This is a genomic window from Streptomyces sp. NPDC052225 (genome assembly GCF_040679615.1).
Taxonomy (GTDB): Bacteria; Actinomycetota; Actinomycetes; order Streptomycetales; family Streptomycetaceae; genus Streptomyces.
Genome location: NZ_JBFAVD010000022.1, coordinates 61,131 through 84,937, shown reverse-complemented (window position 1 = coordinate 84,937; position 23,807 = coordinate 61,131). Strand labels below are relative to the sequence as shown.

Sequence of the window (23,807 nt, the reverse complement as noted above, 5' to 3'; positions counted from 1 at the left end):
CATGGTTGCCCGAATGCGGCCCGGCCACCCTTATGCATCTGATATGCGCCGAACGGGTGGCCTTCAACCGCTACTCCTCGGTCGGCTCTTCGGCGGGAAGTGCCACTTCGGCGGCTGCTTCCGGCCCCTGTTCGAGGAGTACGGCGAACCCGTCCTCGTCCAGAACCGGAACCTTCACCTGCATGGCCTTGTCGTACTTCGAACCAGGGTTCTCCCCGACGACCACGAAAGAGGTCTTCTTGGAAACGGAACCGGTCACCTTGGCGCCTCTGGTCTGGAGGGCCTCCTTGGCGCCGTCCCTGGTGAACTTCTGGAGCGTGCCGGTGACGACGACGGTGAGTCCTTCGAGCGGCCGCGGCCCCTCGTCCTCGCCCGCGCCCTCCTCCTCCATGCGCACCCCGGCCTCGCGCCACTTGCGCAGGATCTCGCGGTGCCAGTCCTCGGCGAACCACTGCTTCACGGAGGCGGCGATGATCCCGCCGACGCCGTCGGTCGCGGCGAGCTCCTCCTCGGTGGCCTGGTCGATGCGGTCGATGGAGCGGAACTCGCGGGCCAGCGCCTCGGCGGCGACCGGTCCGACGTGCCGGATCGACAGGCCGTTGATGACGCGGGCCAGCGGACGGTCCTTGGCGGCCGCGATGTTCTCCAGCATCGCCAGCGCGTTCTTCTTCGGCTCGCCCTTCTGGTTGGCGAAGACCGTGACGACCTTGTCCTCACCGGACTTCGGGTCGCGCTTGGGCAGCCCGCTGTCGGGGTCGAGGACGTACGCCTTGATGGGCAGGAGCTGCTCGATGGTGAGGTCGAAGAGGTCGCCCTCGTCGGTGAGCGGCGGCTCGGCGGGCTCCAGGGGCGCGGTCAGCGCGGCGGCGGCGACCGCCCCGAAGTTCTCGATGTCGAGGCACTGACGGCCGCCGAGGTAGAACAGCCGCTCCCGCAACTGGGCGGGACACGTACGGGCGTTGGGACACCGCAGGTCGATGTCCCCCTCCTTCATGGCCCGCAGCGGCGTGCCGCACTCGGGGCACTCGGCGGGCATCACGAACTCGTACTCGCTGCCGTCGCGCAGGTCGGCGACGGGGCCGAGGATCTCGGGGATGACGTCACCGGCCTTGCGGATGACGACCGTGTCCCCGATGAGGACGCCCTTCTTCTTGACGACCTCCTGGTTGTGCAGGGTCGCGAACTCGACCTCGGAGCCCGCCACCGTCACCGGCTCCACCTGCGCGTACGGGGTGACGCGGCCCGTACGGCCCACGCCCACGCGGATGTTGACCAGCTTGGTGTTGACCTCTTCGGGCGGGAACTTCCAGGCGATGGCCCAGCGCGGGGCGCGCGCCGTGGAGCCGAGGCGGCCCTGGAGCGGGATCTCGTCGAGCTTGACGACGGCGCCGTCGATCTCGTGCTCCACGGAGTGGCGGTGCTCCCCGAAGTACGCGATGAACTCCCGTACGCCCTTGAGGTCGTCGACCACCTTGTTGTGCTTCGCGGTGGGCAGGCCCCATTCGTGCAGCAGGTCGTAGGCCTGCGAGAGGCGGTCGATGTCGAAGCCCTCGCGGGCGCCGATGCCGTGGACGACCATGTGCAGCGGACGGGTCGCCGTGACGCGCGGGTCCTTCTGGCGCAGCGAACCCGCCGCCGCGTTACGGGGGTTGGCGAAGGGCTTGTCGCCGGCCTCCACCAGCCGCGCGTTCAGCTCCTCGAACTTCTCCATGGGGAAGAAGACCTCGCCGCGGATCTCGACGAGGGCGGGGATGCGGTCGCCCTTGAGGCGGTCGGGGATCTCGGCGATCGTGCGGACGTTGGGCGTGATGTCCTCGCCGACGCGGCCGTCACCGCGCGTCGCCGCGCGCGTGAGCCGCCCGTTCTCGTACGTGAGGTTGACGGCGAGGCCGTCGACCTTCAGCTCGCACAGGAAGTGGTAGCCGGGGGCGCCGACATCCTTGGCGACGCGGTCGGCCCAGGCCGCCAACTCCGCGTCGTCGAAGGCGTTGTCGAGGGAGAGCATGCGCTCGCGGTGCTCTACGGACGTGAACTCCGTCTCGTAGTTCCCCGCGACCTTCTGCGTCGGCGAGTCCGGTGTGCGCAGCTCCGGGTACGTCTCCTCCAGCGCCTCCAGAGAGCGCAGGAGCTTGTCGAAGTCGGCGTCCGAGACGACGGGCGCGTCGTTCACGTAGTACCGGAAGCGGTGCTCCTCGATCTGCTCGGCGATCCGGGCGTGCTCGTCCCGCGCCTCGGCGGGCACGGGGCCCTTCGCCCCTGCCGTGTTGTCCGCGCTTGCCGCAGCCACCGTCTCGTCCTCCCGTTAGCCTCAGTCAGCCTGTCTGCCCGGTCACTCAGGGTTGTCCGCGAGTGATCTCGCCGCCCGGGCGCAGTGGGCGAGTGCCGCGCGGGCGTACGCCGGTGAGGCGCCCGCGAGGCCGCACGACGGGGTGACCACGACCGACTCCGCGAGGGAGCCCGGATGCAGCCCCAGCCTGCGCCACAGCGTCCTGACACCCATGACGCTACCGGCAGGGTCCGACAACGGGCCGTCCACGCCCGGCACGACACCGGCGAAGAGCTTCGTGCCCGCCTCGACGGCCTCCCCGATCGTGTCGTCGTCACGCTCGGTGAGCAGGGAGAAGTCGAAGGAGACCGCGTCGGCGCCGGAGCGGCGCAGCAGCGCGAACGGGACGTCAGGGGCGCAGGAGTGCACGACGACGGGCCCGCCGTCGCCGCTGTGCACCCCCATCACGTCGCGCAGCGCGCTCTCGACGACCTGCCGGTCGACGGCGCGGTGGGTGCGGTAGGTGCTGGCCGTCTTGATCTGCCCGCGCAGGACCGCGATGAGGGACGGCTCGTCGAGCTGGAGGACGAGCTGCGCGCCGGGCACCCGGCGCCGTACGTCGGCGAGGTGCTCGCGCAGCCCCTCCGCGAGCGAGGCGGCGAGGTCGCGGCACGCGCCCGGGTCCGAGAGCGCGGACTCGCCGTTCCTCAGCTCCAGGGCGGCGGCGAGCGTCCACGGCCCGACGACCTGCACCTTCAGCGGGCCCTCGTAGCCCTGCGTGAACTCCTCCAGCGCGTCCAGGTCCTCGCCGAGCCACGACCGGGCCCGCTTGGTGTCCCGGCCCGGCCGGTCACCGACGCGCCAGCCGCTGGGCTCCACGCGCGCGTAGACGTCGACGAGCAATCCGGCGGTGCGCCCGATCATGTCGGCGCCGGGCCCGCGCGCGGGCAGCTCGGCGAGGAAGGGGAAGTCCTCGAAACTGCCCGTGACGGTCTTGGCGGCCTCCCGGGCGTCACCCCCGGGCATGGAACCGACGCCGGTGGCCGGTCCCCACTTGAAGTCGCTCTTTTCGCTCACCCCGGAAGGGTACGTAACGCGCCGCGGCGACCTGCCATCAGCAGGTGGCGCCGACCCGCTCCGGGAACCCGCGCAGGCCGCCCCGGTCGGCGAGGTCGAGGGTCGTGCCGCCTGGGCAGCGGCAGATGCCGTCCGCGAACCCGCCGGTGCTCGTGAGGGCGCGCAGTTCGGCGAGCGCGTCGGCGTCGTACACCTCGGCGCGGACCGGGCGCCCGGCCGGCAGCACGGCGGCCTCCGCGCGCCCCCGGACGCCGTCGGGCCACGCGCGGATCGCGGTCTCCCCCGTGGGCAGCACGTCAGCGGCCCGGGCGGACCGTCAGGTCGTTGACCTCGGCGTCGTGCGGCAGGTCGAGCGCCATCACGATCGTCGTGGCGACGGACTCCGGGTCGATCCAGCGGGCGGCGTCGTACTCCTTGCCCTCCTGCCGGTGGACCTTGGCCTGCATGGGGCTCGCGGTGCGGCCGGGGTACACGGAGGTGACGCGTACACCGTTGCCGTGCTCCTCGTGGCGCAGCGAGTCGGCGAGGGCCTTCAGGCCGTGCTTGGAAGCGGCGTACGCGGACCAGTCGGCGTGGGCGTTGAGCCCCGCGCCCGAGTTCACGAACACCACATGGCCCTGGGCGACGCGGAGTTGGGGCAGGAAGTGGCGGGTCAGCTCGGCCGGGGCGACGAGGTTGACGTTGAGCTGGTGCCGCCAGGTCTTCGGGGTCAGCTCGCCGACCGGCCCGAGGTCGACGACGCCGGCGATGTGCAGCAGCGAGTCGATCCGGTCGGGCAACGTCTGGTGCGAGAACGCCCACGACAGCTTGTCCGGGTCGGCGAGGTCGCCGACGAGCGTGCGGGCGCCGGGGAACTCGGCGGCGAGCTCCTTGGCACGGCCCGCGTCGCGCGCGTGGAGGAAGAGTTCGTCGCCGCGCGCGTGCAGCCGGCGGGCGACGGCGGCGCCGATTCCGGAACCGGCGCCGGTGATCACATGGGTAGCCATGGCCGCCATGCTCGCACTACTCGATGCCGCGCGACTCCTCGAGGTAGGCCAGGGCGCCGACCGGCTCCTCGGCGAAGAACACCAGGTCAGTCAGTGGAACCGGCAGGAACCCCTCGTCCTCCATGCGGCGGAACTGCTCCTTGAGCCCGTCGTAGAAGCCCGCGGAGTTCAGCAGCACGATCGGCTTGTCGGTCTTCCCGTGCTTCTTCAGTTCGAGGATCTCGGTGGCCTCGTCGAGCGTCCCCGTACCGCCGACCATGATCACGACCGCGTCGGCCTTCTCCAGGAGCAGCGCCTTGCGCTCGGCGAGGTCCTTCGCGACGACCATCTCGTCCGGCTCGGCGACCACCCGCGCCTTGGCGGCCAGGAAGTCCACGGACACCCCCACGAGCCGCCCGCCGGCCTCGTGCACGCCGTCGGCGACGACCTTCATGAGCCCGCTCTCGGAGCCGCCCCACACGAGCGTGTGCCCGCCCTTGCCGAGCAGCTCGGCGAATTCGCGGGCGGGGCGGGTGTAGCGGTCGTCGAGGTCGGCGGCGGAGAGGAAGACGCAGATGTTCATGGCCTCTACCGTACGACCGCGCGTGCGGGCCCCCGGAGGCGGGAAGAACGCGGCCCCGGTGAGCGCTGAACCCCGTATGGCTGATGGACACACGATCACGATCGAACAGGGTGCGCAGCGCGTGCGCGTCGTCCGGGACGGGCAGGTGCTCGCCGAGAGCGCCCGTCCTCTGCTGCTGCGCGAGACCGGCTGTCCGGTGCGCTACTACATCCCGCCGCAGGACGTGCGCACCGACCTCCTCACCCCCTCGGAGACGACTACTTACTGCCCCTTCAAGGGAACGGCGTCCTACTGGTCGCTCACCACGCCTTCCGACGCGAAGGACCTCGTATGGGCCTACCCGGAGCCCAAGGCCGAAGTGGCCGCCATTAAGGACCACTTGTGCTTCTACGAGGTGGAGGTGGTGGGATAAGAGCCGAACGGGCCCCTACGTAGCGGCCCGCGGAGCACGGCGAGGAGCTGGGTGGGCGTGACGCACGGATACGGGCAACAGAGCGGGCCGGCAGGCGGTTTCGGGGCCCCGCCCCCGGCGTTCCAGCCCGCCCCGCCCCCTCCCCCGGCGCACATGCCCGTGCCCGGCCCCGAGTTCGTGGCCGCCGACGAGTACAACGGCCTGGTCATCGACGCCGAAGGCGCCCACTTCGAACAGGGCCCGCACGCCATCGACCTGCCGTGGGCTCAGCTCCGTACGGTGCACTTCCAGCCGCTGCCCTCGGGGCTCTCGGTGACGGCGGTGACGGTCGAAGGGCCGGTCTTCGCGTGCCAGGTCCGCGCCCGGCGCAGGTCGCAGGTGCCGGCGTGGAGCGGCGAACTGGGGGCGGTGCTCCAGCACTACCTACAGGGCCGGGTCTGACCGGCGGCTCGTCTCAGGACCAGCACGGTACGGGGTCTGCGCCCGCCCGGGCCGGGGACGCGGAGCAGGGAGCTCGTGACCCGGTGGCGGCCGAGGCTGTGGCGGATGCGGGCCAGATGGGGCGTGCGGCGCCCTCTGGAGTCGTGCAGCGGATACACGCGCACCTCGCTGCCGGGCGCGGTGACCCGGACCAGTTCGAGCAGTCCGGCGAGCTGGTCGGCCGGGCTGAAGACCTCGGGATAGGCGAAGAGCAGATAGCTGCTGAGCGTGATCCCGAACGTCCCGCTGCGGAACGGTAGTTGAGGCAGCGCGGCGGCGACGTAATCGTCGGGATGCTCGGCCGCGTCGGCCGCGAACAGCTCACGCGCCCGGTCCCAGCTGCGCAGATACGCCTCGGGCCGGCCGCTCAGCGCGGCCGCCGAGATCTCCGGGGCGGTGTCGATGTGGACGGCCATCGCGTCCCGGCCGGCCAGCGCGCGCCCCGTCACCGTCGCCATCCGCGCGTACTCCGGGTCCACCGCGACGGCCCGCCCGCCCAGCTGCCGCACCTCGGCGACCAAGGCGGCCGCCCCGCCCGGACAGTCGAGCAGCGGTCCGGCCCCCAGGGCTGCGCACAGGGCGCGGCGGGTCAGCCCGAACAGTCCGCAGTACTCGTCGAGCGGCCGGGAGGTGACCAGGATCCCGGCGCTCGGTTCGGGCCTCACCATGCGTCGATCCGATCACCGGCCCGATCACTCCGCATCTCGGGCACCGCACCCCGTCAACCGGGCGCGCACCCACCCCTACCGCTCCCAGGTGACGCGCCCTGGCGCCGTGCCCCCTGGGCGACAACGTTTCTCCGCCCCCACGCGCCGGCCCGGGCACCCCCGCCCCGCCCACTACTCTCCCGGACTCCCAGCCTCCCCCCCACCGAGGAGTACACGTGCGCGCCGACCTGGACCTGACCGACGACCCCGTTCAGCAACGCCTCTTACGCAAGGCGCTCGAAGTCTTCCAGGAAGGCGCCCGCGGCCCGGTCCTCCAGGAGATGGCGAGAGAGGTGCTCTCGGGCCGCGTCGGCCTGCGCGCGGCCACGGAAATCCCGGCGTACGCGGAGGCCGTGATCGACCAGGGGGCGGATTTCCGGAGGCGGTGGGAGTCGATGCCGGACACGGAACGGGAGGCGTTGGCCCGGGAGGGCGAGCGGCAGGTTGCGGAGGAGCGGGTTCGTATGAGGCGGGAGAGCCAGTCATGACCCTCGCCGTCGTGCCGAGCGATCTGACCGGGTACGCGGGCCTGGTCCATCGAGCCTGCGGAGACTTCGGCAGCGCGCGCGCCTACCTCAACAGCAACACCGCGGTCGACGCCGGGTGTTCCGCCGATCTCTGGACCACGCTGTTCAGCGATCACACGCAGATTGTGGAGAAGGCCAGAGCCGTCATCGACCGGTTCGAAGCAATCCTTGGCGCGTCTCACCAAGAGCTGAAGAAGACGGCCACCTGGTACGAGGCGGTTGACCTGGAACAGGCGCGCAAGCTCGATGCGTCCTACCCCACGACCAAGAGAGCCGTAGCGATTCCTCGCAGCCGCCCGGCCGGAAGCGCGACGTTCCGCGACGCGTGCGAAGCCATCGGTCGACTGAAACCGGTCGGCAGTGCAGACGGCTGGGTTCAAGGCCATCTGAACGAGCTCCAGTTCGCTCCCGTCAGCAAGACTGCGGGTTCCCTCTTCGATATGGCCAGCCCCTCCACTTTGGTGAACGAAGGTCTGAAACTGGCCTTCGACTTCGACATCCTCGGCGGCCTTTCCAATCGGCTTTCAGGAGATTGGCAGAGCTACACGGAGTGCGCCGACGCATGGAACTGCCTGGGAGATTTCTGCGCCGACAGTGCGGTAAACATTCGCCACGGCAACGAGGTCCTGGGACTGACATGGAAAGGGAATGCCGCAGACGCCGCATGGAAGTATTTCGAGAAGTTGGCAAGAAATCTCGAATCAGCGAGAGACGCCTTTCATTCTCTGCGGGACCACTACACCGGCATCGCGGCTTCCGTCTTCGCCTTTGCCGACCTTGTCAAGAGCGCCATGGCCTACATCTGCGATGCTGCGTTACAGGCCGCCCTGACGGGTGCCGCCTCGGCAGCAGCAGCCACTACCGGGGTCGGCATCTTTGCCACGTTCGTCGGCGCAACCGTCGTTGCACAACGCGTATCGGCGATGATCGAGCGGTACGGCGAAATCATCAAGCAGTACGAGAAACTGCTCCTGCGTGTCACTGCGACCACGGCCCTTTCCGGCGCCATCACAGCAAAGATCAGCCATGATCTCAATAATTTCCACGTCGTCGGCAAGCCGTACGACAACGCCATCGTGTAACCGTCATCCACATACAGGAGCAGCGCCCCGTGAATCTCGAAGAGCAGAACAATCCGGACCTGGCGAGGGCTAATCGCCAGGTGGAGAGGTTCGCCAAGCGTCTGGCAGGCATGGCCGCTCTGGTGGCGATCCCTGTTCTCATCTCCGCCGTCCGAGGACGGTTCTCCTGGGCCGGGGCGGCTCTGATGGTCACATGCGCCGCCACCGCCGCCTACGGGCTGCACAGCGTACGGCGAAACCAACGCTGAGTGCGGCCCGTCGCGTCACACCCCGGCCCCCACCCGCCCCGTACTGGCAATGGTCGCCGACCCCACCACCCGCGTCCCGTCGTACAGGACGATCGCCTGGCCGGGGGCGACCCCCCGGACCGGCTCTGTGAAGGACACTTGCAGGGTGTCGTCCACCAGTTCGGCCGTGGCCTCCGTCTCGCCTCCGTGGGCGCGGAGTTGGGCCGTGTAGGTGCCGGGGCCGGTCGGGGCCGCGCCGCACCAACGGGGCTTGATCGCGGTCAGGGTCGTGACGTCCAGGGACGCCGCCGGGCCCACCGTGACCGTGTTGTTGACCGGGGAGATGTCGAGGACGTAGCGGGGCTTGCCGTCGGGGGCGGGGGTGCCGATGCGCAGGCCCTTGCGCTGGCCGATGGTGTAGCCGTAGGCGCCCTCGTGGGTGCCGAGCTTGGTCCCCGACTCGTCGACGATGTCGCCCTCGGACTTGCCGAGGCGCGAGGCGAGGAAGCCCTGGGTGTCGCCGTCCGCGATGAAGCAGATGTCGTGGGAGTCGGGCTTCTTGGCGACCGCCAGGCCCCGGCGTTCGGCCTCCGCGCGGATCTCGTCCTTGGTTGTCTCCGTGTCGCCCAGGGGGAACATCGCGTGGGCGAGCTGGCGGTCGTCCAGGACGCCGAGGACGTAGGACTGGTCCTTGGCCATGTCGGTCGCGCGGTGGAGTTCGCGGTCGCCGGCTTCGTTGACGATCACTTGCGCGTAGTGGCCCGTGCAGACCGCGTCGAAGCCGAGGGCGAGGGCCTTGTCCAGGAGCGCCGCGAACTTGATCTTTTCGTTGCAGCGCAGGCAGGGGTTGGGCGTGCGCCCGGCCTCGTACTCGGCGATGAAGTCCTCCACGACGTCCTCGCGGAAGCGGTCCGCCAGGTCCCAGACGTAGAAGGGGATGCCGATGACGTCCGCCGCGCGGCGCGCGTCGCGGGAGTCCTCGATGGTGCAACAGCCGCGCGCGCCCGTACGGAAGGATTGGGGGTTCGCGGACAGGGCCAGGTGGACGCCTGTCACGTCGTGCCCCGCTTCCGCGGCGCGGGCCGCGGCCACGGCGGAGTCGACGCCGCCTGACATGGCGGCGAGGACGCGGAGGGGGCGGCCCTTCTCGGGGGCGGCGGGCTGCTGCGGAGTCTGGGAAGTCATAGCCCTCCTAGGGTACGGCGCCGCGGGAACCGCTCCGCTCGAATATGCGTTGTGGATCTCGTACGGGAGAAACGGCGGGGGGTCTCGTGGGGAAGCAGGGGGCGGGGAAGGGCGGGGACCGCGATCGCGGGGTGAGCAGGCGGACCCTGTTCATCGGCGGGGCCGCGGCGGCGGTCGGCGTCGGGCTGCTCGCGCGCAGCGATCTCGCGCACATGTGGTGGCAGGTGCCGGGCGTCGACAAGCCGCGCACGGCCGGTGCGGTGGACTTCAAGGGCGCGCAGTGGGTGGCGGCCGCGGCGGCGAACTGGCGGCGGGCGGACCGGCCCGCCGACTATCCGATCGACCGCGTCATCGTGCATGTCACACAGGGGAGTTACAGCAGCACGCTGCGGGTGTTCAAGGATCCCTGGCACGGGGCCGCGGCCCATTACGTGGTCCGCAAGGACGGGCACATAGCGCAGATGATCCGCGAGCTGGACGTGGCGTTCCACGCGGGGAACAAGGACTACAACCAGCGCAGTGTCGGGATCGAGCACGAGGGGTTCGTGGACCGGCCGGAGGACTTCACCGACGCCATGTACGAGGCGTCGGCCCGGCTGACCGCCGAGATATGCAGGCGGTACGGGTTCCCGCCGGACCGCGAGCATGTGATCGGGCATGTGGAGGTGCCGGGGACGGATCACACCGATCCGGGGCCGCACTGGGACTGGGACCGCTATATGCGGCTGGTGCGGGCCGCCCACAAGCGGGCCGGCTCCGCGAAGGCCTGACCCGCACGCCGACAGGCCTCAGCTCAGGCCCGCGCGCGGACAGGCCTCAGCTCAGGCCCGCGCACGGACAGGCCTCAGCTCAGGCCCGCCGACCGCGCGCGTTCCACCGCCGGGCCGATCGCCGCCGCCACCTCGTCCACGTCCGCCTTGGTCGACGTATGGCCGAGGGAGAAGCGGAGCGTGCCGCGGGCCAGGTCCGGGGACGTGCCGGTGGCGAGGAGGACGTGGCTGGGCTGGGCGATGCCGGCCGTGCAGGCCGAGCCCGTGGAGCACTCGATGCCCTGGGCGTCGAGGAGCAGCAGGAGCGAGTCGCCCTCGCAGCCGGGGAAGGTGAAGTGGGCGTTGGCGGGGAGCCGGCCGCCGGGGGCCGGGTCGCCGCCGAGGATCGCCTCGGGGACGGCCGCGCGGACGGCGTCGACGAGTTCGTCGCGCAGGGCGCCGATCTCGCGGGCGAACCGGTCGCGCTGCTCGGCGGCGAGCCTGCCCGCCGTGGCGAAGGCGGCGATCGCGGGCACGTCGAGGGTGCCGGAGCGCACATGGCGTTCCTGGCCGCCGCCGTGCAGGACGGGGACGGGGGTGTACTCGCGGCCGAGCAGCAGCGCGCCGATGCCGTACGGGCCGCCGACCTTGTGGCCCGAGACCGTCATCGCGGCGAGCCCGGAGGCGGCGAAGTCGACCGGGATCTGGCCGAATGCCTGGACCGCGTCCGCGTGCAGCGGGATGTCGAACTCCCCTGCCACGTCGGCGAGTTCGCGCACCGGCTGGATCGTACCGATCTCGTTGTTGGCCCACATGACCGTGGCGAGGGCGACGTCGTCGGGGTTGCGCTCGATCGCCGCCCGCAGCGCCTCGGCGTGGACGCGGCCGTACGTGTCGACCGGCAGGTACTCCACGACGGCGCCCTCGTGCTCGGCGAGCCAGTGCACGGCGTCGAGGACGGCGTGGTGCTCGACGGGGCTGGCGAGGACGCGGGTGCGGGCCGGGTCGGCGGCGCGGCGGGCCCAGTACAGGCCCTTCACGGCGAGGTTGTCGGCCTCGGTGCCACCGGAGGTGAACACGACCTCGCTGGGGCGGGCGCCGAGCGAGGCGGCGAGGGTCTCGCGGGACTCCTCGACGGTGCGGCGGGCGCGGCGGCCCGCGGCGTGCAGGGAGGAGGCGTTGCCGGTGACGGCGAGCTGGGCGGTCATCACCTCGACGGCCTCCGGGAGCATCGGAGTGGTCGCGGCGTGGTCGAGGTAGGCCATGATGGGCTCGATTCTACGAGCCATCGGGCGTGCCTCTGCCGCCGCGTGGGGTCCCGTCCCACGCGGAGGGCATCCGGGTCAGCCCGCGATGCTCCAGGAGAGCGTGCCGTCGGCGGCGATGAGGGCGCCGAGCACGACGAGGTCGGCGATGCCGAGGCCGAGTCCGAGCAGGGCGCGGCCGCGTCGCGCGGTGCCGCGCCACAGGGCCAGGCTCGCCAGGGCGATGGCGACGGGGCCGAGGAAGACGTTCAGGACGAGCAGGCCGATCAGACCGAGGACGAACGACGCGACGGCCATGCCGTCGGTGTCCCTGCGGCCGGTGGGGCGGGCCTGGGTCCCGGGTTCGGCGGTGAGCTGCATGGTGGTACCCCCTGTTCGAGAAAGCGGTTCGAGCCGGCGTCAGTGCTGGTGGCGGCGCGCGTGGCGCTCGCGGAGCGCGAAGACGGTCAGCCAGACGCCGATGACGGCGGCCGCGACGAGCGTGAAGGACAGTGGCGCGTGGGCCACGGTGCCGAGAGCGAAGCCCAGGAGCAGCAGGGCCGCTACGAGGAACAGCATGGAGACCTCTCAGAGTCGTTGAGTCAATGGGTCGTCGAGTCGACGGTTCATTGGGTTACAACTGTTCACTGACTGACGAGTCTAGCTCGACGTACGCCTTCCCCATTACGGAGAACAGTTGTTAACTGGATGACATGAGTCACACCCTCGGCATCCGGCAGGCACAGAAGCAGAAGACCCGGCAGGCGCTCCTGGACGCCGCGTTGGAGCTCCTGGAGGAGCAGAGCCTCAGCAGCCTGGGCCTGCGCGAGGTCACGCGCGCCGTGGGCGTGGCCCCGACCGCCTTCTACCGGCACTTCGACAGCACGGCCGACCTCGGCGTCGCCCTGGTCGAAGAGGCGCTCGGCAGTCTGCACGGGGTGATCCGCGAGACCCTGGCGGCGACCGGGGACAGCGAGGAACGCATCGCGCGCGCCGTCGAGTTGATCGTCCGCCACGTCGACGCGTACCCCGCGCACGTCCGTTTCATCGCGCGTGAGCGGCACGGCGGCGTGCAGCGGGTGCGCGAGGCGATCGGCGCGCAGCTCGGGCAGTTCACCGAGGAGGTGCGCGACGCCCTCGCCCTCGACCCCGAGTCGGCCGGCTGGAGCACCGACGACCTGTTGATGCTGGCCCGGCTGTACGTCGACCACATGGTGATGACGGCGTCGGAGTTCCTGGTCACGGCGGACCGCGACCGGGACCGGATGCGGGATCTGGCGGAGCGCCAGATGCGTCTGGTGAGCCTCGGGCGCAGACACTGGAGAGATCCGTCATGAGCAACTAGCCTTACGGTCATGACAGCCGCCGAACGGAACCCGGCCAGGAACCCCGCCCGGAACCCCGACTGGACCCTCGACCGGAGCTTTCCGAGCTCCTCCGGCGAGATCCGCTGGGCCGCCCTCGGTCCACGGGACGCTCCGCCCGTCGTCCTCGTCCACGGCACCCCGTTCTCGTCGTACGTGTGGCGCGCGCAGGCCCGCGCGCTCGCCGCCCACCACCGTGTCCACGTATGGGATCTGCCGGGGTACGGCGCCTCGGAGATGCGCGCCGGCCAGGACCTCACCCTGGACGCGCAGGCCCGCGTCCTGACCGAACTGCTCGACCACTGGGGCCTGGCCGAACCGGCCGTCGTCGCCCATGACTTCGGCGGCTGCGTCGCCCTGCGCGCCCATCTGCTGCACGGCGCCGCGTACTCCCGGCTCGCCCTCGTCGACCCGGTGGCACTCGCGCCGTGGGGCTCCCCCACGTACCGGCTGCTCGGTGAACACGCCGATGTCTTCCGGCAGTTGCCGGCCGACCTGCACGAAGCGCTCGTGCACCGCTACATCAGCTCGGCCAGCCGCCCCGGGCTGCGCCCCGACACGCACGCGCGGCTCGTCGAGCCGTGGCTGTCCGAGGCCGGGCGGGACTCCTTCTACCGGCAGATCGAGCAGAACGACCAGCGTTTCACGGACGACATCCAGGGCCGTTACGGGGAGTTGGAGCTGCCCGTGCTGGTCTGCTGGGGCGCCGAGGACAGCTGGATCCCGGTGGCGAGGGGGCATGAGCTGGCCGGGCTGATCCCGGGCGCCGAGCTGCGCGTCATCGAGGGCGCGGGGCATCTCGTCCAGGAGGACGCCCCCGCCGAACTCACCTACGCGCTCGGGGAGTTCCTCCGTACAGAGCGGTGACCGAGGCCGCACAGCGGGCCAGTTCCTCGCGGGCCTCGGGGGGTGCGAGCACCTCCACGGAGTCGCCGAACTGGAGGAGTTGGCGCACCGCGCCCACCGCCGGGTAGCCGAGGCCGACCGTGATCCAGTCGCCTTCCCCGTCGTCGTCGGGGTGCGCGAGCAGGGAGCCTGCGCACAGCCGCAGGAACAGGTCGAAGCGGCTGCGGTGCACCCGCGCCGTGACCTCCACGCCGCCCGGCCGCACCTCCACCCGGCGCTTCAACACGGCCCATACGTCGGCGAGTTCGACCCCGTCGCGGCGCTTGACCGGCGCGTCGGTGAGGCGCGCGGCGTGGATCCGGTCGGCACGGAAGAGGCGGGGCACCGCTCGGCGGTCGGCGACCAGGTACCAGACGCCCGCCTTGGAGACGAGGCCGTACGGGTCGACGGTGTAGGTGCGCGGGGCGTCTGCGCCGCTGTGCCGGTAGCGGATGCGCAGCCGCCGGTCGGCGAAGACCGCGTCCTGGAGTGCGCTGACGTCGACCTCGGCCGGCGGCGGACCCATCCAGCGCGACGACTCGACCAGGATGCGGCGGCGCGTCAACTCGGCGGCGGGGCGGTGGGGTTCGGGCAGCGCGGCCATGACCTTGCGCAGCGCGGAGCCCATGGCGGCGTCGAGCCCGAGCGCCGCGTGGGCGCCCTGCGCGGCGAGGATGAACAGGGCGCGGGACTCGTCCGCGGTCAGTCCGGTGACGTCGGTGCGGTAGCCCGGCAGCAGCGCGATGCCGCCGTGTCGGCCGCGCTCGGCGTAGACCGGTACCCCGGCGGTGGAGAGCGCCTCGACGTCCCGGTAGATGGTCCGCACCGAGACCTCCAGGCGGTCCGCCAACTCGTGGGCGGGGACGCGGCCGCGGGTCTGGAGCAGCAGCAGGATCGAGAGCAGGCGGTCTGACTTCACGGAGCCAGCGTGCCGCAGACCGGCGCGAAACGCCGCCGGAAAAGCTGACGGCGGATGTCAGGAAAAGGGAGCAGAGTGGGGCTCGGCAGTACGACACGGCCACACGGCACAAGGGAGCTCACCATGACCACGACCGGCCCGCGCACTCAGGACCCCCGCCCGGTCTTCGACCGCGCCACCGCCCAGGTCGCCCGGCTCATCGCCGCGGCGCCACCGGCCCGCTTCGCCGACCCCACGCCCTGTACGGAGTTCGACGTACGGCGGCTGATCTCGCATCTCGTCGGTGTCACGCGGCGGATCGCGGTCGTGGGCGAGGGCGGCGACGGGATGGCCGTGGAGCCGTTCGCCGACTCGGTCGCCGACGAGGCGCTCCCCAAGGCGTATGAGGAGGCCCGCGCGGACGCGCTCAGGGCCTGGCGCGACGACGCCCGCCTGGACTCCGACGTCACCGTGCCGTGGGGCAGCATGCCCGGGCGGGCGGCGCTCTCCGGGTACGTGATGGAGACGGTCACCCACAGCTGGGACCTGTGGGAGGCGCTCGGCCGGCCCGGCACGCTGGACCCGGAGCTCGCCGGTTTCGCGCTCGGCGTGGCCCGCGCGGTCCTGCCGCCCGAGCGGCGCGGCCCCGACGTCCCGTTCGGCGAGGTCGTCGCCGTGCCCGAACAGGCGGACGTCCACGGGGAGTTGGCGGCCTGGCTGGGCCGCACCCCCCTCGACGTCACCGACTAACCGAGCCGGACCCGCGCCAGCTGCCGCGACTGGGCGACGAGACGGTCCCGCGCGTCCCAGACCTCGGCGTCCTCCTCCAGGAAGCCGCCGGCCAGGTTCCGCGTCGTGATGGAGACCCGCAGCGGGCCCGGCGCCGGGCGGCAGCGCACGTGGACGGTCAGCTCGACTGTCGGCACCCATCCCTTGAGGCCCATCTCGAACGCCGTGGGCGGCAGCGCGTCCACGGCGAGCAGCAGCGAGAGCGGGTCCGCGTCGCGCCCGTCGGCCAGCGCGAACCAGGCCCGCATCTCACCCTTGCCGGACGGAGCGCCGAGCGCCCAGCCCAGCGTCGCGGGGTCCAGCTTCAGGGCGAGCCGCTCGGTGATCGCGTTGCTGCCGGGGACCGGGGGCGCGCCCTCGGGAGAGTCGCCCGCGCCGAAGCACTGCTCGATCGGCGGGAAGGCCGGCACCTCGGCGCTGGTGCGCACGTCGTCGGGGAGCGCGTCCAGGTCTCCGTACGAGGCGAGGACGCGGATCCGCTCGACCTCGGTGCCGTCCTCGGCGTACTGGAACAGCGACGCCTGGCCGGTGGAGAGGGTGCGGCCGGAGCGGACCACGTCCGTGCGGATCACCGCGGGTCCGGGCACGGAGGCCGTGAGGTAGTGCGCGGAGACCGTGAACGGGTCGGCGTGCGGCAGGGCGTCCGCCAGGGCACGGCCGAGCACGGCGAGGAGGTAGCCGCCGTTGACGGCGTTGATGATCGTCCAGCCGGCGGAGAGGTCGATGTCGTAGACACCGGGCTCGCCCGCGCGCCGGGTGACGGCCGTGTCGCGGTCGAACTCGCTGTCGCCGATGCTCGCCGCACGGTCCTGCGTGGATACTGCGTCTGCCATACCGGAAACGTACAACACGATACTACTGAGCGGTAGCTTTTTCTGTGCCGCTCCCTCCCCTACGGCGTCTCCTCCACCACCTCGACCGCCGTCGACCTGCGGTTCCAGGCGCGCGGCGCCCGCCAGTGGTAGCGCATCGCGAGCAGTCGGAGGACGAAGGCGACGACGACCGCGGCGCCGCTGGTGACGCCGGTCAGGGCGTCGAAGCGGATGCACAGGACGACGATCGCGGCGCCGACCATGGCGGGGACGGCGTAGAGGTCGCGGTCCCAGCGGACCAGCGACGGCACCTCGTTGGCGATGATGTCGCGCGCCACACCACCGCCGACGGCCGTGGCGAGGCCCAGGGCGGCGGACGCGGTGAGGCCGAGGCCGTAGTCGTACGCCTTGGTCGTGCCGGTGACGCAGAAGAGGCCGAGGCCCGCCGCGTCGAAGACGTTGACCGCCGTCTGGGTGCGCTCGACCTCGGGGTGGAGGAAGAAGACGAGGGCAGCCGCGAACAGCGGGGTGATGAAGTAGCCGAGGTCGGTGAAGGCGGCGGGCGGCACCGCCCCGATGACCAGGTCGCGGAACAGCCCTCCGCCCAGCGCGGTGGCCTCGGCGAGCGCGGCGATGCCGAAGACGTCCCAGTTCTTGCGGACCGCCATCAGGGCACCGGAGATCGCGAACACGAAGATCCCGATGAGGTCGAGCCAATGCTGGACGGAGGGGGTGAAGAGTTCCTCAAGCACCCGACATTCTTACCTGCCGGGCGGACGGCTAGAGAGTCGGCTTGCCCGTCGTGAACAGCCAGGTGTCGAAGAGGTCGTCGAGCTGCTGCCCGGAGACCCGTTCGGCGAGGGCGATGAAGTCGTCCGTGTTCGCGTTGCCGTAGCGGTTCAGGCGCGTCCAGGCCGGCAGCAGCTTGAAGAACGCCTTGTCGCCGATGCGCTCGCGCAGCATCTGGAGCGTCATCGCGCCGCGCTGGTAGACGGCGGAGGCGAACATCGTGTCGCGCTGCGGGTCGCCGACCTCGATCTGCCAGAACGCGGACGTGGCGGGGCGCGAGTCGTAGCCCGCCTGGAAGGAGTCGTGGGCGGAGCGGATGCCCTTGTGCTCGGACCACAGCCACTGGGCGTACGTGGCGAAGCCCTCGTTGAGCCAGATGTTCTTCCACTGCTCGACGGAGACGGAGTCGCCGAACCACTGGTGGGCCAGCTCGTGCACGATCGTCGACTCGGAGCGGACGGCGGAGTAGATGGGCTTGGACTGGGTCTCCAGCGAGAAGCCGGCCTGCGGCATGTCATCGACGATCGCGCCCGTCTCCTCGAAGGGGTACGGGCCGAAGACCTGCGACCAGTAGTCGGTGGCCTCGGCGGTCACCGCGTACACGTCGACGTTGTTGCTGTTGGCGAGGACCGGGTCGATGGCGACGTAGATGGGCGTGCCGGCCGGGGTCGTGCCGGTCTTCACGTCGAACTTTCCGATGGTGGCGGTCGCGAGATAGGTCGCCATGGGCTTCGATTCGCGCCAGTGGTGGACGGTCGAGCCGTCCTTGGTGTCGTACGTGTCGACGAGGCGGCCGTTCGAGACACCGGTCAGGCCCTTGGGGGCCTTGATGCTGATGTCGTACGTGGCCTTGTCGGCGGGGTGGTCGCTGGACGGGAACCAGGTGGAGGCGGCGTTCGGTTCGCAGGCGACGAAGACGCCGTCGGCGGTCTTCATCCAGCCGTAGTCGGAGCCGAAGACGATCGGGCCGCTGAGGGCTTCGGGGACGCCGCCGTAGGTGACGGCGACGGTGAAGGTGTTGCCCTTGCGCAGGGCGGTGCGGGGCGTGATGACGATCTCGTCGCCGGTGCGGGTGAACTCGGCGCGTCTGCCGTCCACTTCGACCTTGGTGACCGTCAGCTTCTGGAGGTCGAGGTCGAACGAGGAGAGGTTCTGGGTGGCGCGCGCGGTGAGGGTCGTACGGCCGTCGAGGCGGTCCGTGTCGGGGTTGTACGCCACGTCGAGGGCGTAGTGGCGGGCGTCGAAGCCGCCGTTGCCGAGCTGCGGGAAGTACGGGTCGCCGATGCCGTCGGAGCCGGGGGTGGGGGCGGGTGCGGCGGCGATCAGGCAGAAGGATGCGGCCGCGACGGTGAGTGCGGCCAGCCGTGCCGAACGGGAGAGAGCCATGGGCGTGCGTCCCTTCGGAGCTGAGTCCTGCGTGCCGGTGTATCCGACACGCAGGACTCTGTCCCGGAGGGGGCGGACATGTACATGCCCCATTTAGGCCATGTTGCCCGGCACGGGGCGCGGGGAACTGCGCGACCAGCCCCCACCGGGCCGCACCGAGCTGGACGCCGGATCGAAGCGCTCACCCCGCGCCGGGGTGCCGCCTTGCCCACCCTGCCGCCCCAGGCGGCAGACTGCCCAAGGCGGCGCGGCAGGCGGCTACTTGTCGGCCTCGGGGTCCGACGGCGCCGACACCGTGATCACGTCGGCCGCCGCCTCCTTGGCCACCGAAAGGAGCTTGGTGTCCTCGGGGGCCTGGTCCGACGCGTTCTCCGGGTGGTGGCACGCCACCTGGTGCCCGGACGCGAGCTGGAGCAGCGGCGGCTCCTGGGTCGCGCAGATGTCCGTCGCCTTCCAGCAGCGCGTGTGGAAACGGCAGCCGGAGGGCGGGGAGATCGGCGAGGGGACGTCGCCGCGCAGCAGGATGCGCTCGCTCTTGGCGCCGCGCCGCTTGGGGTCCGGGACCGGGACGGCGGAGAGCAGCGCCTTCGTGTACGGGTGCATCGGCGTCGCGTACAGGTCGTCGCGGTCGGCGATCTCCACGATCTTGCCGAGGTACATCACCGCGATCCGGTCCGAGACGTGCCGGATGACCGAGAGGTCGTGCGCGATGATCACGTACGTGAGACCGAGCTCGGACTGGAGGTCGTCGAGGAGGTTGACGACCTGCGCCTGGATGGAGACGTCGAGCGCGGAGACCGGCTCGTCCGCGACCACGAGCTTCGGCTTGAGCGCCAACGCCCGGGCGATACCGATGCGTTGACGCTGGCCGCCGGAGAACTCGTGCGGGTAGCGGTTGAAGTGCTCCGGGTTCAGGCCGACCAGCTCCAGGAGGCGCTGGACCTCCTTCTTCACGCCGCCCTCGGGCGTCTCGCCCTGGAGCCGGAACGGCGCCGAGACGATCGAGCCGATGGTGTGGCGCGGGTTCAGCGAGCCGTACGGGTCCTGGAAGATCATCTGAATGTCCCGGCGCAGCGGGCGCATGCCGCCGGCCTTCAGATGCGTGATGTCCTGGCCCTCGAACTCGATCGAGCCGCCGGTCGGTTCCTGCAGCCGCGTGATGACCCGGCCCATCGTCGACTTGCCGCAGCCGGACTCGCCGACGACGCCGAGCGTCTCGCCGCGCCGCACCTGGAAGTCGATGCCGTCGACGGCCTTCACCGCGGCGACCGTCCGCTGGAGCACACCCTTCTTGATCGGGAAGTGCTTGACCAGGCCCTTGACGTCGAGCAGCACCTCCCGCTCCTCGGGCGAGGCCGCCTGCGCGGGGATGTCGGCCGGCTTCTGAGCCGTCTTCTTCTCGTCCACAGACTCGGTGTCACTCACAGCTTCGGCGCAATCTCTTCGGTCCAGATCCGCGTACGGTCCTCGGGCGAGAGGTGGCAGGCGGAGAAGTGCCCGCCCTCCGCGAGGCGCAGTTCGGGGCGCTCGGTGCGGGTGATCCCGCCCTTGGGGACGTCCGCGTACGGGCAGCGCGGGTGGAAGGCGCAGCCGGACGGGACGTTGATCAGGCTCGGCGGCTGCCCCTTGACCGGCACGAGGCGGTCCGTCTGCTCCCGGTCGATGCGCGGCATCGAGCCCAACAGGCCCCAGGTGTACGGGTGTTGCGGGGCCTCGAAGACCTCGTGGACGGGACCGCGCTCGACGCAGCGGCCGCCGTACATGACGAGCACCTGGTCGGCGATCTCGGCCACCACACCGAGGTCGTGGGTGATGAGGACGACCGCCGACTCGAACTCCTGCTGGAGGTCCCGGATCAGGTCCAGGATCTGCGCCTGCACGGTGACGTCGAGCGCCGTGGTCGGCTCGTCGGCGATGAGCAGCTGCGGGTTGTTGGCGAGCGACATCGCGATCATGGCGCGCTGGCGCATACCGCCCGAGAACTCGTGCGGGTAGCTGTCGACCCGCTTGGCGGGCTCGGGGATGCCGACGCGGTCCAGGAGTTCGACGGCGCGCTTGCGCGCCACCTTCTTGCTGACGTCGTTGTGGATGCGGTACGCCTCCACGATCTGGTTGCCGATCGTGAAGTACGGGTGCATCGCGGACAGCGGGTCCTGGAAGATCATCGCCATGTCGCGGCCGCGCAGCCGGCGCACCTCGTCGGGAGCGGCGGAGATCAGCTCCTTGCCGTCGAGCCAGATCTCGCCCGACATCCGCACGTTCTTGCCGCGGGCGCCGAGCCGGTGCAGGCCCATGATCGCCAGTGACGTCACGGACTTGCCGGATCCCGACTCGCCGACGATGGAGAGCGTCTCGCCCTTCTCCAGGGAGAAGCTCAGCCCGTCGACGGACTTCACGAGGCCGTCGTCGGTCGGGAAGTGCACCTTGAGATCGCGCACCTCGAGGAACGAGGTGGGCGCGGGGGTGCTGCTGACGGGCTCGCCGACGGCCGCGCCGGTCTTGGACAGTTCGGTCACGAGAGCCTCACCCGCGGGTCGGCGGCGGCGTAGAGAAGGTCCACCAGAAGGTTGCACAGGACGACGAAGAACGCGGCGAGCAGGGTCACGCCGAGCACCTTCGGCAGGTCGTTGTCGGTGATGCCCTGCACCGCGTACTCGCCGATGCCGTGCAGCGAGAAGACCTTCTCGGTGATCACGGCGCCGCCGAGCAGCAGTCCGAGGTCCATACCGAAGACCGTGATGATGGGGGTCAGCGCGGCCCGCAGGCCGTGCCGTCCGACCACGGTGCGCTCGGGCAGGCCCTTGGCGCGCGCGGTGCGGATGAAGTCCTCGTTCATCGTCTCCAGCATCCCCGAGCGGGTGAGCCGGGCGTAGATGGCGGAGTAGAGCAGCGCGAGCGAACACCACGCCGGGATCAGCGTGTTGGCCCACTGCGCGGGGTTCTCGGTGAACGGGACGTAGGTGCGGCCGAAGATCGGCCACTGGTAGGTGAAGAGCAGCAGCGCCAGCTGACCGGTGAAGAACATGGGCAGCGAGACACCCGCGAGGGCGACGCCCATGAACGAGCGGTCGAAGACGGATCCGGGCTTGAGCGCCGAGATCACGCCGACCGTCACGCCGGAGAGCAGCCAGATCACCGCGGCGCCCAGGGCGAGCGACCCGGTGATGGGCAGCCGCTCGGACAGCTCGGGCCACACGGCCACGTGGTTCTTGAACGAGTAGCCGAAGCACGGCGCGTCGCAGTGCAGCGTGGTGGGGCCGAACTGGTACGAGGCCCCGGAGACGATCCCCTTGATGAAGTGCCAGTACTGGAGGTAGACCGGCTGGTCGAGTCCCAGGTTGTGCTTGACCGCCGCGACGTCCGCGGCCGAGGGGCTCTTGCCGATGTACTGCTGCGCGAGCTGGTCGGCGGTCTGGCCGGCGAGCCGTGGCAGCAGGAAGAAGATTGCAAAGGTTACCGCCGTGACGACCAGCAGCAGGATCACTGCCGCGATCAGTCGGCGGACGATGTACGAGATCACGGGGACCGGCGCCGGTGCCCGCGGGCCGTCAAGCCCGCGGGCACCAATGCCTTCACCTGCCTTCCGGGTCCGCTACTTCTTCGTGGTGCCGATGTTGAGGTAGTCGTACTGACCGCTGAAGGCGGCCGTGGACACCAGGTTGGTGGCGTACGGCGACCGGTACAGGAGCACCTTGAAGTAGGTCAGCGGAACGAGGGCCGCCTGCTCCATGACCCGCTTGTCGATCTGCGCGTAGAGCTTGTTGCGCGTGGCCTCGTCGGGAGAGGCGATGGCCTCGTCCAGCCACTTGTCGACCTGCTTGTCCTCGAGCTCGGAGAGCGCGGTGTTGCCGGACTGGCCGATCGCCTTGCTGTTCACGATCTGCTGGAGGAAGCCGTAGCCGGAAGGCCAGTCGGCACCCCACTGCATCATCATGATGCCGACGTTGTTCTTCTGGTTGAACTTCGGGACACCGGCGTAGTCGGTGAAGTACTTGCCCGACGGGTACTGCTTCAGGCTGGCGTCGATGCCGACCTTCTTCAGCGACGCGATGATCGCGGTCGCGGCGTCGACCTCTTCCTGACGGTCGCTGCGCGCGGTGATCGTGGTCTTGATCGACTTCTCGCCGCAGGCCTTCAGGGCGTCCTTCGCCTTGGCGACGTCACCCTTGTTGCCGGAGGTGGCGTACGTGTCGGCCTTCTCGTAGCCGGTGATGTCCGGCGGCAGGACCGTGCTGGCGATGTCACCGCGGATGTCGCCACCCTCGACGGTCTGCACCGAGACCTTGTCCACCGCGTACTCGACGGCCTTGCGGCACTCGACGTTGGTGAACGGCTTCAGCTTGGTGTTGATCGCCGCGTAGACGAGACGGCCACCGTAGGTGTTGTCGGTGTTCGCCTTCTTCTTCGGGTCACCGACGAGCTGCGCCTGGGTCTGCGCCTCGACGCCCTTGCCCTGGAGGTCGATCAGGGTGTCGCCGGACTGGAGGTCCTTGTCGATCGTCGACTGGTTGACCTTCAGGTTGACGACGATCCGGTCCGGGTACTGCTTGCGCAGCGGGTCCGTCTTCGGGTCGAAGTTCTTGTTGCGGACCAGGACGGCCTGCTTGCCCTCCTGGTAGCTCTTGAACTGGTACGAGCCCGAGGAGACGATGTGCTTGACGTAGTCGATGCCGTCGTCCTTGGCCTTCGGCACCGGCGCGGTCTGCGGCGTGGCGACCAGGTAGTCGAACTCCTGGAAGGCGCGGTTGAGGTGGAAGACGATCGTGCTGTCGTCCGGCGTCTCGATCGACGCGAGGCCCTTGTCGCTCTTGTCCTTGTACGGGCCCTTGTACTTCTCGCCGCCCTTCAGGAACTGCTGGAAGTAGTTCGGGCCGAGCGAGAGCACGTCACGCGCGAAGTTGGAGCGCTCGACGGCGTACTTCACGTCCTTGGACGTGATCTTCGAGCCGTCCTGGTACTCCAGGCCCGAACGCAGCTTGTACGTCCAGGTCTTGCCGCCGTCCGAGGACTTGCCGGGCTCCGCCGCGAGGTCGGGGACCAGCTTGTTGCCCTCCTCGCCCGGGGCGGGGTTGAACGTCATCAGCGGGCGCGCGTAGAGCCGGCTGAAGTTGTACATGTACGCGTAGTACGTGTTGCCCGGGTCGAACGAGTCGGGGACGTCCGACATCGCGTAGGTGACCGTGCCGCCCTTCTTGGTCGACGCGTTGACGACCTTCTTGGTGGCGGCGTCCGCACCCGCGGACTTGGTGTTGCTGTCGTCGTTGCCGTCGTCGGCCTTGCTGCAGCCGGCAAGCAGCAGGCTGACGCTGCCTATGGCCGCTACCGCGGCGAGTGATGACCTTCGCATGATGGTCGAATTCCCCTCCATTGTCGGAAACTT

The 23,807-nt window shown here is 70.4% G+C and carries 27 protein-coding genes; 9 read left to right on the top strand and 18 right to left on the bottom strand.

All coding sequences use genetic code 11. From position 1 onward, the window contains the following. Positions 1-70: 70 nt before the first annotated feature. From ligA to AB0L37_RS28010, 5 genes are read right to left on the bottom strand one after another with little or no spacing between them, the layout of a single operon-like run. Entirely contained in the window at positions 71-2,287 is a 2,217-nt protein-coding gene (gene ligA / locus AB0L37_RS28030; RefSeq protein WP_365511120.1) for an NAD-dependent DNA ligase LigA, read from the bottom strand. A gap of 42 nt (positions 2,288-2,329) precedes the next feature. Then, positions 2,330-3,343 carry a methionine synthase gene (locus tag AB0L37_RS28025; RefSeq protein ID WP_365511117.1) on the bottom strand — a complete coding sequence of 338 codons (1,014 nt, stop codon included), beginning with the start codon at positions 3,341-3,343 and terminating at the stop codon, positions 2,330-2,332. Positions 3,344-3,380: 37 nt separating this feature from the next. Then, positions 3,381-3,638 (bottom strand): hypothetical protein, encoded by a 258-nt coding sequence (locus AB0L37_RS28020; RefSeq protein WP_365511114.1) that lies wholly within the window; start codon positions 3,636-3,638, stop codon positions 3,381-3,383. Between the two features lies 1 nt (position 3,639). After that, entirely contained in the window at positions 3,640-4,338 is a 699-nt protein-coding gene (locus AB0L37_RS28015; RefSeq protein ID WP_365511112.1) for an SDR family oxidoreductase, read from the bottom strand. A 7-nt stretch (positions 4,339-4,345) separates the two neighbouring features. After that, positions 4,346-4,891 (bottom strand): TIGR00730 family Rossman fold protein, encoded by a 546-nt coding sequence (locus tag AB0L37_RS28010; RefSeq protein WP_365511109.1) that lies wholly within the window; start codon positions 4,889-4,891, stop codon positions 4,346-4,348. A 76-nt stretch (positions 4,892-4,967) separates the two neighbouring features. Here AB0L37_RS28010 and AB0L37_RS28005 point away from each other — a divergent pair, with 76 nt between their 5' ends. After that, complete coding sequence (locus AB0L37_RS28005) at positions 4,968-5,303, top strand: DUF427 domain-containing protein (RefSeq protein ID WP_365511106.1); 336 nt, start codon at positions 4,968-4,970, stop codon at positions 5,301-5,303. Between the two features lie 153 nt (positions 5,304-5,456). Further along, positions 5,457-5,744, top strand: a complete 288-nt coding sequence (locus AB0L37_RS28000) for a hypothetical protein (protein WP_365511103.1) — start codon at positions 5,457-5,459, stop codon at positions 5,742-5,744. On the opposite strand, the gene AB0L37_RS27995 is transcribed toward AB0L37_RS28000, so the two are convergent. Beyond that, the gene (locus AB0L37_RS27995; RefSeq protein WP_365511100.1) at positions 5,723-6,451 is read right to left on the bottom strand and encodes a hypothetical protein; all 729 of its coding nucleotides are present in this window, start codon (positions 6,449-6,451) and stop codon (positions 5,723-5,725) included. The genes AB0L37_RS28000 and AB0L37_RS27995 overlap by 22 nt on opposite strands. 215 nt (positions 6,452-6,666) lie before the next feature. Between AB0L37_RS27995 and AB0L37_RS27990 the strand changes: the two genes are divergently transcribed. The 3 genes from AB0L37_RS27990 to AB0L37_RS27980 are packed head-to-tail and all read left to right on the top strand — an operon-like array spanning position 6,667 to position 8,347. Then, positions 6,667-6,978: a hypothetical protein gene (locus tag AB0L37_RS27990; protein ID WP_365511097.1), complete on the top strand. Its 312-nt coding sequence runs from the start codon at positions 6,667-6,669 to the stop codon at positions 6,976-6,978. Continuing rightward, on the top strand, positions 6,975-8,099 hold the full coding sequence (locus AB0L37_RS27985; protein WP_365511094.1) for a hypothetical protein: 1,125 nt from the start codon (positions 6,975-6,977) through the stop codon (positions 8,097-8,099). The genes AB0L37_RS27990 and AB0L37_RS27985 overlap by 4 nt, the downstream gene beginning before the upstream one ends. A 29-nt stretch (positions 8,100-8,128) precedes the next feature. After that, positions 8,129-8,347, top strand: coding sequence for a hypothetical protein (locus tag AB0L37_RS27980; protein WP_365511092.1), 219 nt, complete (start codon positions 8,129-8,131; stop codon positions 8,345-8,347). A gap of 15 nt (positions 8,348-8,362) precedes the next feature. On the opposite strand, the gene mnmA is transcribed toward AB0L37_RS27980, so the two are convergent. Next, the gene (gene mnmA, locus AB0L37_RS27975; protein ID WP_365511089.1) at positions 8,363-9,511 is read right to left on the bottom strand and encodes a tRNA 2-thiouridine(34) synthase MnmA; all 1,149 of its coding nucleotides are present in this window, start codon (positions 9,509-9,511) and stop codon (positions 8,363-8,365) included. A gap of 86 nt (positions 9,512-9,597) precedes the next feature. Here mnmA and AB0L37_RS27970 point away from each other — a divergent pair, with 86 nt between their 5' ends. Next, positions 9,598-10,281 (top strand): peptidoglycan recognition family protein, encoded by a 684-nt coding sequence (locus tag AB0L37_RS27970; RefSeq protein WP_365511087.1) that lies wholly within the window; start codon positions 9,598-9,600, stop codon positions 10,279-10,281. 74 nt (positions 10,282-10,355) lie between these two features. Here AB0L37_RS27970 and AB0L37_RS27965 read toward each other — a convergent pair whose 3' ends face one another. The 3 genes from AB0L37_RS27965 to AB0L37_RS27955 form a co-directional block, all read right to left on the bottom strand. Continuing rightward, entirely contained in the window at positions 10,356-11,525 is a 1,170-nt protein-coding gene (locus AB0L37_RS27965; protein WP_365511084.1) for a cysteine desulfurase family protein, read from the bottom strand. Between the two features lie 78 nt (positions 11,526-11,603). Then, on the bottom strand, positions 11,604-11,885 hold the full coding sequence (locus AB0L37_RS27960) for a DUF4190 domain-containing protein (protein WP_365511081.1): 282 nt from the start codon (positions 11,883-11,885) through the stop codon (positions 11,604-11,606). Positions 11,886-11,924: 39 nt separating this feature from the next. Next, positions 11,925-12,083: a hypothetical protein gene (locus tag AB0L37_RS27955; protein WP_365511078.1), complete on the bottom strand. Its 159-nt coding sequence runs from the start codon at positions 12,081-12,083 to the stop codon at positions 11,925-11,927. A gap of 134 nt (positions 12,084-12,217) precedes the next feature. Here AB0L37_RS27955 and AB0L37_RS27950 point away from each other — a divergent pair, with 134 nt between their 5' ends. Together AB0L37_RS27950 and AB0L37_RS27945 are read left to right on the top strand one after the other, a co-directional pair. Beyond that, on the top strand, positions 12,218-12,841 hold the full coding sequence (locus tag AB0L37_RS27950; RefSeq protein WP_365511075.1) for a TetR family transcriptional regulator: 624 nt from the start codon (positions 12,218-12,220) through the stop codon (positions 12,839-12,841). 18 nt (positions 12,842-12,859) lie between these two features. After that, positions 12,860-13,735, top strand: coding sequence for an alpha/beta fold hydrolase (locus AB0L37_RS27945; RefSeq protein WP_365511072.1), 876 nt, complete (start codon positions 12,860-12,862; stop codon positions 13,733-13,735). Here the strand turns inward: AB0L37_RS27945 and AB0L37_RS27940 are convergent. Further along, on the bottom strand, positions 13,695-14,672 hold the full coding sequence (locus tag AB0L37_RS27940; RefSeq protein ID WP_365511069.1) for a YafY family protein: 978 nt from the start codon (positions 14,670-14,672) through the stop codon (positions 13,695-13,697). The genes AB0L37_RS27945 and AB0L37_RS27940 overlap by 41 nt on opposite strands. Positions 14,673-14,795: 123 nt before the next feature. On the opposite strand from AB0L37_RS27940, the gene AB0L37_RS27935 reads away from it, so the two are divergent. Next, the gene (locus tag AB0L37_RS27935; protein WP_365511066.1) at positions 14,796-15,401 is read left to right on the top strand and encodes a TIGR03086 family metal-binding protein; all 606 of its coding nucleotides are present in this window, start codon (positions 14,796-14,798) and stop codon (positions 15,399-15,401) included. Here AB0L37_RS27935 and AB0L37_RS27930 read toward each other — a convergent pair. The 7 genes from AB0L37_RS27930 to AB0L37_RS27900 all read right to left on the bottom strand — a co-directional run bounded on the left by AB0L37_RS27930 (position 15,398) and on the right by AB0L37_RS27900 (position 23,795). Further along, positions 15,398-16,273 (bottom strand): thioesterase family protein, encoded by an 876-nt coding sequence (locus tag AB0L37_RS27930; protein WP_365511063.1) that lies wholly within the window; start codon positions 16,271-16,273, stop codon positions 15,398-15,400. The genes AB0L37_RS27935 and AB0L37_RS27930 overlap by 4 nt on opposite strands. A gap of 59 nt (positions 16,274-16,332) precedes the next feature. After that, positions 16,333-17,004 (bottom strand): trimeric intracellular cation channel family protein, encoded by a 672-nt coding sequence (locus AB0L37_RS27925; protein WP_365511060.1) that lies wholly within the window; start codon positions 17,002-17,004, stop codon positions 16,333-16,335. Positions 17,005-17,032: 28 nt separating this feature from the next. Beyond that, positions 17,033-18,427, bottom strand: coding sequence for a M1 family metallopeptidase (locus tag AB0L37_RS27920; RefSeq protein WP_365511057.1), 1,395 nt, complete (start codon positions 18,425-18,427; stop codon positions 17,033-17,035). Between the two features lie 258 nt (positions 18,428-18,685). Next, positions 18,686-19,798, bottom strand: coding sequence for a dipeptide ABC transporter ATP-binding protein (locus AB0L37_RS27915; RefSeq protein ID WP_365511267.1), 1,113 nt, complete (start codon positions 19,796-19,798; stop codon positions 18,686-18,688). A 50-nt stretch (positions 19,799-19,848) separates the two neighbouring features. Further along, complete coding sequence (locus AB0L37_RS27910; RefSeq protein ID WP_365511055.1) at positions 19,849-20,943, bottom strand: ABC transporter ATP-binding protein; 1,095 nt, start codon at positions 20,941-20,943, stop codon at positions 19,849-19,851. Further along, positions 20,940-21,947 carry an ABC transporter permease gene (locus AB0L37_RS27905; protein ID WP_365511052.1) on the bottom strand — a complete coding sequence of 336 codons (1,008 nt, stop codon included), beginning with the start codon at positions 21,945-21,947 and terminating at the stop codon, positions 20,940-20,942. The genes AB0L37_RS27910 and AB0L37_RS27905 overlap by 4 nt, the downstream gene beginning before the upstream one ends. A gap of 72 nt (positions 21,948-22,019) precedes the next feature. Then, complete coding sequence (locus AB0L37_RS27900) at positions 22,020-23,795, bottom strand: ABC transporter substrate-binding protein (RefSeq protein ID WP_365511050.1); 1,776 nt, start codon at positions 23,793-23,795, stop codon at positions 22,020-22,022. Positions 23,796-23,807 lie beyond the last annotated feature (12 nt).

Excerpts from the sequence above, each read along its gene's own strand:
- AB0L37_RS28005 (WP_365511106.1), top strand. The coding sequence starts at position 4,968 with ATGGCTGATGGACACACGATCACGATCGAACAGGGTGCGCAGCGCGTG.
- AB0L37_RS27950 (WP_365511075.1), top strand. The coding sequence starts at position 12,218 with ATGAGTCACACCCTCGGCATCCGGCAGGCACAGAAGCAGAAGACCCGG.
- AB0L37_RS27945 (WP_365511072.1), top strand. The coding sequence starts at position 12,860 with ATGACAGCCGCCGAACGGAACCCGGCCAGGAACCCCGCCCGGAACCCC.
- AB0L37_RS28015 (WP_365511112.1), bottom strand. The coding sequence starts at position 4,338 with ATGGCGGCCATGGCTACCCATGTGATCACCGGCGCCGGTTCCGGAATC.
- AB0L37_RS27985 (WP_365511094.1), top strand. The coding sequence starts at position 6,975 with ATGACCCTCGCCGTCGTGCCGAGCGATCTGACCGGGTACGCGGGCCTG.
- AB0L37_RS27965 (WP_365511084.1), bottom strand. The coding sequence starts at position 11,525 with ATGGCCTACCTCGACCACGCCGCGACCACTCCGATGCTCCCGGAGGCC.
- AB0L37_RS27935 (WP_365511066.1), top strand. The coding sequence starts at position 14,796 with ATGACCACGACCGGCCCGCGCACTCAGGACCCCCGCCCGGTCTTCGAC.
- AB0L37_RS28000 (WP_365511103.1), top strand. The coding sequence starts at position 5,457 with ATGCCCGTGCCCGGCCCCGAGTTCGTGGCCGCCGACGAGTACAACGGC.
- AB0L37_RS28010 (WP_365511109.1), bottom strand. The coding sequence starts at position 4,891 with ATGAACATCTGCGTCTTCCTCTCCGCCGCCGACCTCGACGACCGCTAC.
- mnmA (WP_365511089.1), bottom strand. The coding sequence starts at position 9,511 with ATGACTTCCCAGACTCCGCAGCAGCCCGCCGCCCCCGAGAAGGGCCGC.
- AB0L37_RS27995 (WP_365511100.1), bottom strand. The coding sequence starts at position 6,451 with ATGGTGAGGCCCGAACCGAGCGCCGGGATCCTGGTCACCTCCCGGCCG.
- AB0L37_RS27900 (WP_365511050.1), bottom strand. The coding sequence starts at position 23,795 with ATGGAGGGGAATTCGACCATCATGCGAAGGTCATCACTCGCCGCGGTA.
- AB0L37_RS27930 (WP_365511063.1), bottom strand. The coding sequence starts at position 16,273 with ATGGCAGACGCAGTATCCACGCAGGACCGTGCGGCGAGCATCGGCGAC.
- AB0L37_RS27955 (WP_365511078.1), bottom strand. The coding sequence starts at position 12,083 with ATGCTGTTCCTCGTAGCGGCCCTGCTGCTCCTGGGCTTCGCTCTCGGC.
- AB0L37_RS27960 (WP_365511081.1), bottom strand. The coding sequence starts at position 11,885 with ATGCAGCTCACCGCCGAACCCGGGACCCAGGCCCGCCCCACCGGCCGC.
- AB0L37_RS27920 (WP_365511057.1), bottom strand. The coding sequence starts at position 18,427 with ATGGCTCTCTCCCGTTCGGCACGGCTGGCCGCACTCACCGTCGCGGCC.